14 protein-coding genes are annotated in these 14,270 nt (G+C 39.9%); 7 read left to right on the top strand and 7 right to left on the bottom strand.

What is annotated here, in order from left to right; all coding sequences use genetic code 11:
- Positions 1–22: 22 nt before the first annotated feature.
- Positions 23–715, bottom strand: a complete 693-nt coding sequence (locus C7972_RS01155; RefSeq protein WP_110354370.1) for a nucleoside-diphosphate sugar epimerase — start codon at positions 713–715, stop codon at positions 23–25.
- 60 nt (positions 716–775) lie between these two features.
- On the opposite strand from C7972_RS01155, the gene dinB reads away from it, so the two are divergent.
- Positions 776–1,873: a DNA polymerase IV gene (gene dinB / locus C7972_RS01150; RefSeq protein WP_110354369.1), complete on the top strand. Its 1,098-nt coding sequence runs from the start codon at positions 776–778 to the stop codon at positions 1,871–1,873.
- A gap of 66 nt (positions 1,874–1,939) precedes the next feature.
- Here dinB and pyk read toward each other — a convergent pair whose 3' ends face one another.
- The 5 genes from pyk to C7972_RS01125 form a co-directional block, all read right to left on the bottom strand.
- The gene (pyk, locus tag C7972_RS01145; RefSeq protein WP_110354368.1) at positions 1,940–3,382 is read right to left on the bottom strand and encodes a pyruvate kinase; all 1,443 of its coding nucleotides are present in this window, start codon (positions 3,380–3,382) and stop codon (positions 1,940–1,942) included.
- Positions 3,383–3,386: 4 nt separating this feature from the next.
- Positions 3,387–3,851, bottom strand: coding sequence for an IPExxxVDY family protein (locus C7972_RS01140; RefSeq protein ID WP_110354367.1), 465 nt, complete (start codon positions 3,849–3,851; stop codon positions 3,387–3,389).
- Between the two features lie 175 nt (positions 3,852–4,026).
- Positions 4,027–4,770: a ribonuclease III gene (gene rnc, locus C7972_RS01135; RefSeq protein WP_110354366.1), complete on the bottom strand. Its 744-nt coding sequence runs from the start codon at positions 4,768–4,770 to the stop codon at positions 4,027–4,029.
- Positions 4,771–4,778: 8 nt separating this feature from the next.
- Complete coding sequence (fabF, locus tag C7972_RS01130; RefSeq protein ID WP_110354365.1) at positions 4,779–6,029, bottom strand: beta-ketoacyl-ACP synthase II; 1,251 nt, start codon at positions 6,027–6,029, stop codon at positions 4,779–4,781.
- Between the two features lie 111 nt (positions 6,030–6,140).
- Positions 6,141–6,374, bottom strand: coding sequence for an acyl carrier protein (locus tag C7972_RS01125; RefSeq protein ID WP_008269813.1), 234 nt, complete (start codon positions 6,372–6,374; stop codon positions 6,141–6,143).
- A 159-nt stretch (positions 6,375–6,533) separates the two neighbouring features.
- On the opposite strand from C7972_RS01125, the gene C7972_RS01120 reads away from it, so the two are divergent.
- From C7972_RS01120 to C7972_RS01105, 4 genes are all read left to right on the top strand, one after another.
- The gene (locus tag C7972_RS01120; RefSeq protein ID WP_110354364.1) at positions 6,534–7,103 is read left to right on the top strand and encodes a phosphoribosylglycinamide formyltransferase; all 570 of its coding nucleotides are present in this window, start codon (positions 6,534–6,536) and stop codon (positions 7,101–7,103) included.
- Positions 7,103–7,738, top strand: a complete 636-nt coding sequence (locus tag C7972_RS01115) for a viroplasmin family protein (RefSeq protein WP_110354363.1) — start codon at positions 7,103–7,105, stop codon at positions 7,736–7,738. Before C7972_RS01120 ends, C7972_RS01115 begins: the two co-directional genes overlap by 1 nt.
- Positions 7,739–7,825: 87 nt before the next feature.
- On the top strand, positions 7,826–8,752 hold the full coding sequence (locus tag C7972_RS01110; RefSeq protein WP_110354362.1) for a PfkB family carbohydrate kinase: 927 nt from the start codon (positions 7,826–7,828) through the stop codon (positions 8,750–8,752).
- 44 nt (positions 8,753–8,796) lie between these two features.
- Positions 8,797–10,695 carry an amidophosphoribosyltransferase gene (locus C7972_RS01105; protein ID WP_110354361.1) on the top strand — a complete coding sequence of 633 codons (1,899 nt, stop codon included), beginning with the start codon at positions 8,797–8,799 and terminating at the stop codon, positions 10,693–10,695.
- Positions 10,696–11,266: 571 nt separating this feature from the next.
- Here C7972_RS01105 and C7972_RS01100 read toward each other — a convergent pair.
- On the bottom strand, positions 11,267–11,857 hold the full coding sequence (locus tag C7972_RS01100; protein WP_110354360.1) for a carboxymuconolactone decarboxylase family protein: 591 nt from the start codon (positions 11,855–11,857) through the stop codon (positions 11,267–11,269).
- A 55-nt stretch (positions 11,858–11,912) separates the two neighbouring features.
- Between C7972_RS01100 and C7972_RS01095 the strand changes: the two genes are divergently transcribed.
- The gene (locus C7972_RS01095) at positions 11,913–12,335 is read left to right on the top strand and encodes an OsmC family protein (protein ID WP_110354780.1); all 423 of its coding nucleotides are present in this window, start codon (positions 11,913–11,915) and stop codon (positions 12,333–12,335) included.
- 19 nt (positions 12,336–12,354) lie between these two features.
- Positions 12,355–14,265 (top strand): peptide-N-glycosidase F-related protein, encoded by a 1,911-nt coding sequence (locus C7972_RS01090; RefSeq protein ID WP_110354359.1) that lies wholly within the window; start codon positions 12,355–12,357, stop codon positions 14,263–14,265.
- The last annotated feature ends 5 nt before the right edge of the window (positions 14,266–14,270 follow it).

Here is a 14,270-nt window from a genome sequence, read left to right as displayed (position 1 = left end):
TTATAAAAATTGGTTAACTAGCTCACTTAGAAAGTTCCTGATAAATATTCCTAATTTCATCGGACTGGATTCTTGTTTTTTCATAGTTATTGTTGGCCAACCAAACCATGGCAGTAGCAATAACTTCTGGATCTATGGATCTATATTTTTCCAAAGGTCCTACAAGTATATAATCAAGAACTTTCATAAACCGTTTGGCAATCCATTCCCCTATCCGTTTCTCGTCCCGCTTGCCACCTATCAACGATGGCTGTAAAATATAGGTGTTGGGGATGCCACACTTTAAAACAGCCTCTTCCATTTCCCCTTTTATCCTATTGTAGTTAACACCGCTTTTGGAATTGGCTCCCATAGCAGAGATGACCAAAAATGTATTAATACCTTTATCCCTACAAATTTTGGCTGCCGTAACAGGTATCCCAAAATCTATTCTCCTGTACATTTCGGTATCGGGGGTTTTTGCTTTGGTAGTACCAATACAACAAAAGACCTCATCCGCTAGAAAATCATTCTTATAACTTTCCAATGTAAGAAGGTCTACTATATGCTCCTCCAATTTTGGATGGGAAAATCCAATACTGCTTCTGGTAAATAGTTTTATTCTTATATAGCGTTCATCCTTGAGCAACATCTGCAACAAAAACCCTCCTGTTAAGCCAGTAGCGCCCAATATAATGGCGGTTTTCTCCTTTAATCCAAATTGTTCCTTGCCCATATAGGATGTTTAACATTTTAGTTGGGGCCATATAGCGCCAACTTGTTATAAATTTACGTTATGAAATTGGATTTCCCACAACGAAAAATAATCCATGTGGATATGGATGCGTTTTACGCCTCCGTGGAACAAATGGACAACCCTGCTTTAAAGGGAAAGCCTGTGGCAGTTGGCGGGGCCGAAAAAAGGGGGGTGGTTTCGGCCGCCAGTTACGAGGCCAGGAAATTTGGGGTGCGCAGCGCCATGAGTGGTTATTTGGCCAAAAGGAACTGTCCTGACCTAATATTTGTACCACCTCGTTTTGAACGTTATAAAGAGATTTCCCTTAAAATTAGAACTATTTTTTTCGATTATACAGATTTGGTGGAACCCCTTTCCTTGGATGAGGCCTATTTGGACGTAACCACCAATAAAAAAGGCAATCCCTCGGCTTCGCTTATAGCAATGGAAATAAGACAGCGCATTTTTGACGAAGTGGGCCTTACCGCATCGGCAGGAATATCCATCAATAAATTCCTGGCCAAAGTTGCCAGTGATTACAACAAGCCCAATGGTCAAAAAACGGTGAATCCAGAAGAAGTTATATCTTTTTTGGAAGACTTGGAAATTAGAAAATTTTATGGTGTAGGGAAAGTCACGGCCGATAAAATGTATCATCTCGGTATTTTTACAGGGAAGGATCTTAAGCTGAAGTCTGTGGAATTTCTAAAGGAGAATTTTGGCAAAAGCGGGGATTACTATTACCATGTAGTTAGAGGAATACACAATAGTGAGGTAAAACCCAATAGAATCCCGAAATCGGTGGGTGCGGAACGTACATTCGAGGAAAACCTGAGTAGTGAGGTCTTTATGCTCCAGCGGTTGGAGAATATAGTCACAGAATTGGAAAAGCGCCTAAAGAAATCAAAGTTATCAGGAAAAACGGTTACCTTAAAGATAAAATATAGCGATTTCACCCTTCAAACACGGAGTAAGACCCTTCCCTATTATATTGCTGATAAATCCTTGATATTGGAAACTACCCAAGAATTGCTCTATCAAGAAAAATTGGAAAATTCCGTGCGTCTATTAGGAATTTCCCTGTCCAATTTAAATACGGAAAAAAATGAACCCTTGGAACAAAAAGAACTTACCGTACAACTAAAATTCGACTTATAGCGATAAAAAAAGACCTGTCCGGTTAAAAAACAGACAGGCCCTATAAAATATGGTCGGAATTAAGTTCTAAAAATCGCAGCTTTCTATTTGTGATACACGTAGGGTATTTACCATACCTTTATCCTTTATAGGCATGGCCGCCAAACTTATCAGCATATCCCCTACCTCTAAAAACCCTTTCTGACATGCCATCTTATTGACATCCTCAATTGTTTCGTCCGTAGACACGTATTTATCATAATAAAAGGCCTTTACTCCCCACAACAGGTTAAGTTGCGTAAGGATCCTCTTATTGGAAGTAAATACCAATATATGGGCCTTAGGTCTCCACGCCGATATTTGAAAAGCGGTATAACCACTATTGGTCAAGGTAGATATTGCCTTGGCCTTAATTTCATTGGCCATATTGGCGGCATGGTAACAAATGGATTTGGTAATATATCTATTGGTTCTAACCTGTGGTGGCTCATGTGGTACCTTAATCAATTCTGAATTTTCCACACTTTCCAGGATGCTGGACATTTTTTGTATAACCTGAACAGGATAATTTCCAACGGAAGTCTCCCCGGAAAGCATTACGGCATCTGCACCATCCATTACCGAGTTGGCAACATCATTCACCTCCGCACGGGTAGGGGTAAGACTTGTAATCATTGTTTCCATCATCTGGGTGGCAATAATTACCGGTATTCTCGCTTTTTTGGCTCTTAACACCAATTGTTTTTGAATTAGGGGCACCTCCTGAGCCGGAACCTCCACACCCAAATCTCCTCTAGCAACCATCAATCCATCACAATAGGCAACAATCTTATCAATGTTCTCTACTGCTTCCGGCTTTTCAATTTTTGCAATAATTGGAATTTTGTGCTCAGAATGTTCCTTGATAATATTCTGTAGGTCTATTAAATCCTGACTAAACCTTACAAAGGAAAGTGCTATCCAATCCACATCTTGTGATACCGCAAAAATAGCATCCTTAATATCCTTTTCCGTTAGTGCCGGTAAAGAGATGTTGGTGTTGGGTAGGTTCACCCCCTTTTTGGACTTCAAAGGCCCACCTTGGATCACTTTAGCCCTAACTTCATCTTTGGAATTGGTTGAAATTACTTGGAACATTAACTTTCCGTCATCCAATAAGATTCGTTCACCCGCTTTAACATCTTTTGGAAAATTGGTGTAGTTCATATACACCTTCTCCGCATTTCCTTCAAAAGGTTTCCCTGTAACAAAAGTTATTTCGTCCCCTGGGGCAACTACCACTTCACTGGCCATTACCCCAACCCTTAATTTTGGTCCTTGTAAATCGGCCAGAATAGAAGTATAAGTACCCAATTCCTCGTTCAACTCCCGGATCATCTGTATACGTTCTGTAACGTCCTTATAATCGGCATGGGAAAAGTTTATCCTAAAGACATCCACTCCAGCCTCAATCATGTCCTTAAGAACACTCTTCGTACTAGTAGCTGGTCCTAGGGTTGCTACTATTTTTGTCTTTTTATTTATTGGCATTATTTTAAAATATTAAATTATTTTTAGATTTTAGTTTACTTGCATCCACTAAATAGGCCGTGATGACCTTCGGGATAGTTAGTACAGACTTTAAAATTGTTTCTTCCACATCCAATTCGTCGTGTTCTATTTTTAAAAAATAGTCCACATCCTTATATTCAGGAACCAAATGATATTTTGTGAATGTTGGCTGATCCTGAAATAGGTTTCCTACACTAGACACTTCTTCCTTTACATCATTATTACTGACAAATGTGTAATTGCGATCATTTACTTCGTCTCTCCAATCAAAAATTGGGAAAGAGCCACTTTGCGATAAATCCAAATCGTTCACAGACCTCTTCAACTTCGTTTTAAGACAAGAATTAAGTGCGTATACCAGCATAAAATCTTCTATACTGCTGTGCAAAGCGATTAAAGTAAAGGTTTCTTCATAAAAATCTTCCGAAATTTTGTGTATCGCTGCCATACTTTCCGTGAAAGCCGTAAATATAGGATTAATAACGAAACTAGCCTATCCATTCCAAGTATAAAACGTTGTTCAGACTACGAAAACGTTGGAGTTTAATAAAATATTAGAACCCTAAGCCAATTGTCCGGTTTTCTATCCAAATTTTAACATTGATCCGTTAATTTCCGGTTTTTCACTCATTGGATTTGTCCATTTTATCCTGTAAGGCAAAATAAGCTCTTTTGGAAGCCCGTTCTTCTGCCTTTTTTTTGGAGGTTGCCCTAGCTTTGGCCACAATTTTGCCCCCAATGGACAATTTAACGGCAAAATGTTTAACAACATCATTTCCCGTGTCCTCGTAAATATCGTAATTAAAGGATTTTTTTTGTTTTTGGCACCATTCTATTACCAAGCTTTTATAGCTTATAACCTTACCCTCCAATTGTTCAATGTCCACATAAGGGTCTATAATTCTTTTGTTTATAAACTTTTCGCAGTATTTATACCCTCTATCCAAATAAATGGCCCCTACCAAAGCTTCAAAAACATTTCCGTGGATATTGTCGCCAAAGCGCGATTTAGGAATTCTACTCTCCACAAAATCGATTAGTCTAAGATCCTTCCCCAGTTCATTGAGGTGCTCCCTACTTACAATTTTAGATCTCATTTTGGTGAGGTATCCCTCGTCCCCGTCCGGAACAATACTGTATAAATGTTTGGAGATTATGGTTCCCAACATGGCATCCCCTAAAAATTCCAGACGCTCATAATTCATTGGGAAACCCGCTTTATCCTTCCTGTTGGCGGAACGATGTACGAACGCTTTTTGATAAACCTCTAGGTTTTTGGGCTTAAAACCTAAAATTTTTTTCATTCCCAAAAAAAAATCCCCATCCTTTTTTGAATGGGAATTAAATAAATTGGAAAGAGCGTTCATAATATGAATTAGCTAATTTTTTTAAAAATTACACATGCATTATGCCCCCCAAATCCGAAAGTATTGCTCAGTGCAACATTTACCTCTCTTTTTTGTGCCTTGTTAAGGGTAAGGTTTAATTTAGGGTCGATATTCTCATCTACCGTAGAATGGTTAATGGTTGGGGGTACCAAACCATGTTCCATGGCCAAAATGGAGGCAATGGCCTCAATGGCGCCTGCAGCACCTAAAAGATGCCCTGTCATAGATTTGGTAGAATTTATATTAATGTCGGGCGCATGCTTTCCAAAAACTTTGGATATGGCCTTTAATTCGGCTACATCACCTAAAGGTGTAGAGGTTCCATGGGTATTTATACTATCCACATCCTCTGGTTTTAACCCTGCATCCTTTAAACAATTCTCCATTACACGTACCACCCCAATTCCATCCGGATGCGGTGCCGTCATATGATATGCATCACTGGACAGTCCACCACCAGCAACTTCGGCGTATATTTTAGCTCCTCTTGCCTTGGCATGCTCATATTCTTCAAGTATCAAAGCTCCCGCTCCTTCCCCAAGAACAAAACCGTCCCTTGTGGCATCAAAAGGTCTGGAAGCCGTTTCAGGGCTTTCATTACGAGTGGAAAGTGCATGCATTGCACCAAAACCTCCCATTCCGGCAATGGTTACCGCTGCCTCACTTCCCCCGGTGACCACCACATCACAATACCCCAAGCGAATAGTGTTCAAGGCATCGATAATAGCGTTGGCAGAGGATGCACAAGCCGATACTGTAGTGTAATTGGGACCCATAAAACCATGTTTTATAGAAATATGTCCAGGGGCAATATCCGCAATCATTTTTGGGATAAAGAACGGGTTAAACCGTGGTGTACCGTCACCCGCCGCAAAATTTAGAACTTCGTTCTGAAAGGTTTCCAATCCCCCAATACCTGCTCCCCAGATTACTCCCGTCCGAAACTTATCTATCTTGTCAAGATCCAATCCTGAGTCCTTTATGGCCTCATCGGAAGAAATAAGCGCATATTGGGCAAACCTATCCAACTTACGGGCCTCTTTTCTATCAAAATAATCTTCGGCATTATAGTTCTTTAATTCGCATGCAAATTTTACTTTAAACTTCTCTGTATCATAATAAGTAATAGGGGCCGAACCACTTTTTCCGCTCTTCAGGCCTTCCCAATACTCTTCTATATTATTGCCAATAGGTGTCAAAGCACCTAGACCAGTAACTACAACTCGCTTTAATTGCATTGAACTAAAATTTTGTTTAACTTCTTAAGTTAGGTGTAAATTAAAAAAAATTATCCATGCAGCGTCTTTACCACATGGATAATTTTGAAACTTGTTCAAGAAATCATAAAATTACTTGGCTTCTTCTATATAACTTATAGCTTGACCAACTGTAGCAATGTTTTCTGCTTGATCGTCCGGAATTTGAATATCAAATTCTTTTTCGAACTCCATTATCAACTCAACAGTATCCAATGAATCTGCCCCTAGGTCGTTGGTAAAGCTAGCCTCGGTTACAACTTCGTTCTCATCAACACCTAATTTATCTACGATGATAGCTTTTACTCTTGATGCAATGTCTGACATAATAATATCGGTTTTAAAAATTTAAATTGAAGGCAAAAATAAAAAACTTTGGTTTAATAACACTATTTGTCGTTAAAATGTGATGTAATTTAATAAAATTAAATACAAGAGTACTATTTTAGCCCAAAATAATTTTCTGCCATAACCCCAAAATAATACATGAAAAGGATTGTCCTATTTGCTTCCGGATCTGGTTCCAACGTTGAAAATATAGAGCAGTATTTTCGTAAAAACCCTGAGGTATCCATAAGCTGTGTGCTATCCAATAAAAAGGATGCCAAAGTTTTTGAAAGGTGTAACCGATTAAATTTGAGCGCCTTGTACTTCAACAGGCATTCCTTTTATGGTTCGGACTGCGTTCCAAACATCCTTAAATCCCTAAACCCAGACCTTATTGTTCTGGCAGGATTTCTGTGGAAAATTCCAGATAATCTTATAAGCAGTTTTCCCAATAAAATTATTAACATTCACCCCGCATTACTTCCCAAATATGGCGGTAAAGGAATGTACGGTATGCATGTACATGAAGCGGTAAAAAACAATAATGAAACGGAAACGGGCATAACCATTCATTATGTAAACGGGAATTATGACGAAGGAGCCATCATTAAACAGGCCAAGGTTGGTTTGGACCCTACCGACAGTCCGGCGATGATAGCCGAAAAGGTGCATCGTTTGGAATATGAGCATTTCCCTAAGGTGATAGAACAGGTTTTAATGGAAACATAATGGCCAAAAAAGATAAATTCTACACCGTTTGGAAAGGAAGTCGACCGGGAATATACACTAGCTGGAAAGACTGCAAAGCGGCCATCACCAACTACAAGGGGGCACAGTACAAATCGTTCCCAACATTTGAGGCTGCAAAAAAGGCCTACAACGGCAAGTATGAAGATTATAAGGGCAAAAAAATTACTTCCTCCACGCTCAGCAAGGAACAAATTGATAAAATAGGTAAGCCCAATTACCATTCCATATCGGTAGATGCCGCCTCAAGTGGTAATCCAGGTATTATGGAATACCGAGGGGTAGATACCAAAACCAAAAAAGAGCTCTTTAAGCAAGGGCCGTTTAAGCAAGGCACCAATAATATAGGCGAGTTTTTGGCCCTGGTACATGGACTGGCTTTTTTGAAGCAACAGAATAGCGATAAAATAATTTATACGGATTCCAAAACGGCCATGAGCTGGGTCCGAAAAAAAAGCTGCAACTCCAAATTACCCGAGACCCCCGAAAACAAAGTGGTATTCGATTTGGTTAGGCGCGCCATTTCCTGGCTCGAAAAAAACACTTACAGCACAACCATAGTTAAATGGGAAACCAAGGCCTGGGGTGAAATTCCTGCCGATTTCGGAAGAAAATAGGAATATCATCATTTTTTAAAATTTGATTTCCAATGCTGTGGAATTGGCAGTTCAAAAACATATCTTTGCTGCAAATTTCGAAATTTAATGGGCAAACTTTTAATCGTAGGAACCGTTGCATTTGACGCTATAGAAACCCCTTTCGGCAAGACCGATAAAATTTTGGGAGGGGCAGCCACCTTTATTGGTTTGGCCGCTTCCCAATTTAAGGTGAAATCGGCCATTGTTTCTGTGGTAGGTGAAGATTTTCCGCAAGATTATTTGGATCTTTTAACCAAAAAAAATATAGATATCTCCGGCTTACAAGTCATTAAAGGTGGCAAAACCTTCTTTTGGAGCGGCAAATATCACAACGATCTTAATTCCAGGGATACCTTATCTACCGAACTGAACGTACTTGCCGACTTTGCCCCTGTAGTTCCCGACAATTTTAAGGACGCGGAGGTGTTGATGTTGGGGAATTTGCATCCAGACACCCAGCTGAGTGTAATTAATCAGATGGCAGAACGACCAAAGTTGATAGTATTGGATACCATGAACTTTTGGATGGACCATGCCCTTGAAGAGTTGAAGGAAGTTGTAAAACATATAGATGTAATCACCATTAACGATGAGGAAGCCAGACAGCTGACCGGAGAGCACTCCTTGGTAAAAGCGGCTGAAAAAATACAATTAATGGGCCCTAGATTTGTGGTGATTAAAAAAGGGGAGCACGGAGCTCTGCTATTTCATAAATCCCAGGTATTTTTTGCACCAGCATTGCCATTGGAGGAAGTTTTTGATCCAACAGGTGCGGGAGATACTTTTGCAGGAGGTTTTGCCGGATATCTGGCGGAATCCAAAAACTTAAGTTTCAACAACTTGAAGAGTGCGGTTATACACGGTTCCAATTTGGCTTCCTTCTGTGTTGAACGTTTTGGAACCGAAAGAATGGAACAATTAGATAAGAAAGAGGTCAACAACAGGTTGCTCCAGTTTAAGGAGCTTACCCAATTTGATATTGAATTACAATAAATATATGCCCTAATTTTACAGGGCATTTTTAATTTAGAGCTACCATGAGCGACGCTATTAAGCATGAATGTGGAATTTCCCTGATTCGGTTATTGAAGCCGTTGGAATATTATCAAGAAAAGTACGGTTCTGCCTTTTACGGGGTAAACAAAATGTACTTGATGATGGAAAAACAGCATAACCGTGGCCAAGACGGTGCCGGGTTTGCCAGTATTAAGTTGGATATGGAGGCGGGCGAACGGTATATGAGCCGTGTACGATCCATAGACCAACAACCCATACAGGACATCTTTGCCCAAATAAATGACCGTATCAATACTTCATTCAAGGAAAATCCGGAATATATCAATGATGTAGCCAAACAAAAAAAGCATATTCCTTATATAGGGGAAGTACTTTTGGGTCACGTGCGATACGGAACCTTTGGCAAAAATAGCATTGAGAGTGTACATCCCTTTTTAAGACAAAACAATTGGATGCACCGAAACTTGATCGTTGCCGGAAATTTTAACATGACCAATGTCAACGAACTTTTTGACAACCTTGTACAAATTGGGCAACATCCCAAGGAAAAGGCCGATACCGTAACGGTCATGGAGAAAATTGGACATTTTCTGGACGATGCCGTTGCACAGCTCTATAAGGATATTAAAAAAGAAGGCTTTAACAAGAGAGAGGCCTCTCCATTGATCGCCGAAAGACTAAATGTTGCCAAGATATTAAGAAGGGCAGCCAAAAACTTTGACGGAGGTTATGCCATGGCCGGTCTTTTGGGACACGGTGATTCCTTTGTTCTAAGGGACCCTGCTGGAATTAGGCCTGCATATTACTACAAGGACGATGAAATAGCAGTGGTGGCGTCCGAAAGGCCGGCAATTCAGACTGTCTTCAACGTTAACTTTGAAGACGTTAAGGAATTGGATCCCGGGCACGCCATCATCATCAAAAAAAATGGCAAGGTCAAAATCAAGAAAATTTTAGAACCTACCGAAAGAAAAGCCTGTTCTTTTGAACGTATTTATTTCTCCAGAGGAAGTGATAAGGAAATTTATCAGGAAAGAAAAATGTTGGGGAAACTACTTTTCCCACTGATCCTGAAATCAATAGACAACGACATTAAAAATACCGTATTCTCATATATTCCCAATACTGCAGAAACCTCCTTTTTCGGAATGGTAATCGCGGCACAGAATTATATGAACAAGAAGAAGGAAGAGCAGATTCTTTCTATTGGCAGAAAAATTACACGGGAAGAATTACACGAGATTTTGGAAGTTAGGCCTAGGATAGAGAAAGTGGCCATAAAAGATGCCAAATTGCGGACCTTTATAACCCAGGATAGCAGTAGGGATGATTTGGTTGCACATGTCTATGATATCTCCTACGGATCTGTGAAGGAAAATGACAATTTGGTAATCATAGACGATAGCATCGTTAGAGGAACAACCCTTCAAAAGAGTATCCTTAGAATTTTGGACCGACTATTACCTAAGAAAATTATAGTGGTCTCTTCCGCACCACAAATCCGTTATCCTGATTGTTACGGAATAGATATGGCAAAACTGGAGGATTTTGTAGCATTTAAAGCGGCTTTGGCCCTTCATGAAGAAAGGAACTCAATGCACCTTGTGGAGGAAATCTACAAAAAATGTTTGCAACAAACCAACTCACAGGATTCTGAGGTTGTAAATTACGTTAAGGAATTTTATTCCCCTTTTACAGCAGATGAAATTTCCGATAAAATTGGGCAATTATTAAGTCCGCCCGATATCAAAGCGCAAGTTCAGGTCATTTATCAAAATATTGAAAACTTACATGAGGCCTGTCCTAAAAATTTGGGAGATTGGTACTTTACCGGCAATTATCCTACTCCTGGGGGTAACAGGGTAGTAAACCGGGCATTTATTAACTTTTTCGAAGGTAAGAACGAACGGGCATACTAAGCATTTCATCGATGAAGGGTAGGTTTTTATGCACTTCATCGATGAAATACACTCTTTAACGTCTTTTTGATCAAAAACCTGCTGTGCACATGTACATTAGTAGTGCCATAGCATAAGTAGGTTAAGTTCATGGTAAGATTTGGGGCAAAAAAGGTGGAGACTTCTCCACCTTTTTTATTGGTACCAATCCTACATACAGCCCCCTCCGTATTACATCCTATATAAATTACTGTTTATCGAATAGGACGTATTTCAACTTATTAAAGAGACATTCATCTAAAACCTTTTTCCCGAAGCTTATATTACTATACTTTTGGAGGACCATAGCATAAGTAGGTTAAGTTCATGGTAAGATTTGGGGAAAAAGGTAGAGCTATGCTCTACCTTTTTATTTTTGGACAAATCTGTAAAGATCAACTGTAATTTCCAATACCTTATTTGTGGATTCCAATAGCCTCACATAGCGCCATAAAAGTGTACTAACTATTCCGTAAAATAGCCAGCCCGGACCTTCGAAAGTCGATTTGGAATTGATATAAAGCCATCTACATCGCAACAAATAATATTTCCCCTAAATGTGCTTTCCCTTTTCCCATCCATATTTTTCAAGATACTGCTCACCACTCTCTATTGCACCCTCCTCCAAACTGGTAGCCATGGTATCGTTCCAACGATTTAAAAAGCCGAACAAGGAAATAACCCCCAGCATTTCCACAATCTCTCCTTCGTCCCAATACTTATGCAGAGCCTTCTCAATTTTCGGATTCATGGTATTAGGTATTTGGGAAGCCGCCAATGCAAAGTCTAGCGCTGTCCGTTCTGCCTCTGAGAATGCAGAATGTGTCCTGTATTCCCATATATTGTCCAGTTGTTCCTGTTCCGCCCCATATCGTTCTGCAGCACGTATAGCATGTGCTTGACAATAACGACAACCGGTGGCGTTACTGCTTACCCAGGCCATCATTCTTTTCAATGCGGAACTAACCCTCCCTTCATTTGTCATCACCGCCATATTCAAATTTATAAAAGCCTTGGAAATAGCAGGCCGATGTTGCATCGTCAATACAGAATTGGGACAGAAACCCAACGTTTCATTAAAAAATTCGGCCAACTTTTTAGTATCGGCATCATGTTCGGAATCTAAGGGAGCTACAAGGGACATGGTTCGTGAATTATGTGTATTTTTGGCCTATAAAAGTAACGAAAAAAACACCTCCATGACAAATCAAATCACTACCAAATGGCTTGGTAATATGGCCTTTGAAAGCAATAATCCCTCAGGGAACAACCTAGTTATAGATGTAGCACCTGAAAATGGGGGAGAAGGTATGGGCTATAGACCAAAAGCACTCATGCTGACCGCTCTAGCCGGTTGTTCGGGACTGGATGTGGCCTCCCTTATTAAAAAAATGAAATTGGAGGTTGAAGAGTTTAAAATTGAAACTATTGCCAACCTAACGGAGGAGGACCCCAAATACTATGATAAGGTGTCAATAGAATATCATTTTAAAGGCATCAACCTGAATGAAAAAAAATTGCAGCGTGCAGTTGACCTTTCCGTTGAAAAATATTGTGGAGTAATGGAAATGTTCCGACACTTCTCAAAATTGGAGATCAAAACATATTTCAATAAAGAATAATTACGCTTACCATTTTCCCATGACCAAAAAAGTACTATTCCTATTAAGTGGTTTCTTATGGCCCCTTCAAAATGTTCAAGCCCAAAATACGGAAAACATTATTTCCCACAATCAGGAAACCATTGTTACCGATCCCTCAAAGGGGGAAAACAGTTATAAGCGATGGACTACCTTTCCTTCCAAGGATAAGGAAATAAGACAAATTTGGCTAAATCTTACTTTTGAGTGCCCGGACAATATGCGCTGCGCGGATTGGGATTATGTGGACCACATTAAAGTGAGACCAAAAAATGACACGATCAGTTATGAGATTGCCAGAATGCTGACCCCATATGGAGGAAGATTTCAAGAAGATTGGCGATTTGACTGGAAGGTGGACATTACCGATTTTAGCCCCATTTTAAGGGATAGCCTAGAAGTAGATTATATACATACAGGCTACGAAGACAATAAAAGCCGCGGATGGAAAGTTACCGTAGATTTTGAAATTACCTACGGAACACCTGTTGCCGAGCAACTGGCCTTACATAAAATCTACGATGGCAATTACAGCTATGGGGATAAAAGCAACCCTATAGAAAATCACCTGCAACCCATATCCCTAAAGGCCCACACCAAATCCACTTTCGGTAAAGTAAAAATTCATCAGACAGGACACGGAATGGATGCCAATGGTTGTGGGGAATTTTGTGACAAATACCGGGAAATTCTGAACAACGGCAATGTGATCGATAGAAAACAATTATGGATGGAATGTGGAGATAATCCTTTATATCCACAAGCCGGAACCTGGATCTTTGACCGCGCCAATTGGTGCCCCGGTTATTTACTACAGCCAGATGAAGTGGAATTTAAGCTAAATGCGGGTAAGGAATATACCATTGATCTCAATATGGAGCCCTATGAAACGGAAAAGCCCAGTGCCAAGGAGCTTTTAGTTGCCTATGTATTGGAATATGGAGAAATAAATGCAGAAAATGACGTTAGTTTAGTGGATATAATATCTCCTTCCAATGAGAAAATCCATAGTAGAAAAAATGAAACGGGAGCTTTAGCGGTTATCCGGATAAAAAATAATGGCAAGGACAATTTGAAATCCTTTGTGGTCAAGTATTACTTGGAAGGGCAAAAGCCTAAAAAATATAATTGGAATGGCAATGTCCCATTTGGGGAAACTGCCTTACTAACATTACCTGAAGAAATAGTCGGTGATAAAGAATCGGCCCGCTTTTTTGTGGAATTAAAAAGGCCGAATGGCAAAAGGGATGGATTTATAGCGGATAACACCAAGAGTTCGGTCTACACCAGACCCAATATTTTACCGGAATCCTCTATTATTTATTTTAAGACCAACAACAAACCGGGACAGAATTCCTATTCCGTTTCCAATAGCTTTGGAAAAGAGGTGTTTAAAAGGGATAGTTTGGAACTTAAACCAAATACCGTGTATTTGGACACCCTAACGCTACAGGAGGGTAACTATACATTTAAGGTAACCGACAAGGGAGGAGATGGACTTGAGTTTTGGTTCAAGGCAAAAGATGGTAATGGAAGCGTTAAACTTTTGGATACCTTAGGGCAGGCCATAAAACATTTCAATTCCGACTTCGGGAGCCATATAATTTATAACTTTAGGGTAAAACCCGGTGTTGGCTATCATTTGGACAACGAACCGTCCATTAACATGTTCCCGGCAAGAACCCAGGGCCCGGTAACGTTGGATTATTTTGCCAACCACGAAAAAGATGTACAGGTCATTATTACCCAGCAAGAGGATGAGAGCAAAATAGTGGAGACCCATACTTATTTAGGTTTTAAAAAAGGTATTTTCACTTACGACCTCTCTTATTTGCCCAAAATGCGCTACTATCTCAAAGTTGTTGTTGATGGCCAAGAAGTATTCAAAAATAGAATTAGGCTAAAGGAGTAATTACC

The sequence above is a fragment of the Arenibacter sp. ARW7G5Y1 genome, assembly GCF_003201775.1.
GTDB lineage: Bacteria > Bacteroidota > Bacteroidia > Flavobacteriales > Flavobacteriaceae > Arenibacter.
The sequence above is the reverse complement of the archived record's forward strand: the minus strand, read 5'-3'. Positions and strand labels throughout refer to the sequence as shown.

Coding starts and splice junctions, on each gene's coding strand:
- C7972_RS01100 (WP_110354360.1), bottom strand. CDS start 11,857: ATGTCCCTTGTAGCTCCCTTAGATTCCGAACATGATGCCGATACTAAA.
- C7972_RS01110 (WP_110354362.1), top strand. CDS start 7,826: ATGGGCAAACTTTTAATCGTAGGAACCGTTGCATTTGACGCTATAGAA.
- rnc (WP_110354366.1), bottom strand. CDS start 4,770: ATGAACGCTCTTTCCAATTTATTTAATTCCCATTCAAAAAAGGATGGG.
- fabF (WP_110354365.1), bottom strand. CDS start 6,029: ATGCAATTAAAGCGAGTTGTAGTTACTGGTCTAGGTGCTTTGACACCT.
- dinB (WP_110354369.1), top strand. CDS start 776: ATGAAATTGGATTTCCCACAACGAAAAATAATCCATGTGGATATGGAT.
- C7972_RS01140 (WP_110354367.1), bottom strand. CDS start 3,851: ATGGCAGCGATACACAAAATTTCGGAAGATTTTTATGAAGAAACCTTT.
- pyk (WP_110354368.1), bottom strand. CDS start 3,382: ATGCCAATAAATAAAAAGACAAAAATAGTAGCAACCCTAGGACCAGCT.
- C7972_RS01105 (WP_110354361.1), top strand. CDS start 8,797: ATGAGCGACGCTATTAAGCATGAATGTGGAATTTCCCTGATTCGGTTA.
- C7972_RS01115 (WP_110354363.1), top strand. CDS start 7,103: ATGGCCAAAAAAGATAAATTCTACACCGTTTGGAAAGGAAGTCGACCG.
- C7972_RS01125 (WP_008269813.1), bottom strand. CDS start 6,374: ATGTCAGACATTGCATCAAGAGTAAAAGCTATCATCGTAGATAAATTA.
- C7972_RS01120 (WP_110354364.1), top strand. CDS start 6,534: ATGAAAAGGATTGTCCTATTTGCTTCCGGATCTGGTTCCAACGTTGAA.
- C7972_RS01090 (WP_110354359.1), top strand. CDS start 12,355: ATGACCAAAAAAGTACTATTCCTATTAAGTGGTTTCTTATGGCCCCTT.
- C7972_RS01095 (WP_110354780.1), top strand. CDS start 11,913: ATGACAAATCAAATCACTACCAAATGGCTTGGTAATATGGCCTTTGAA.
- C7972_RS01155 (WP_110354370.1), bottom strand. CDS start 715: ATGGGCAAGGAACAATTTGGATTAAAGGAGAAAACCGCCATTATATTG.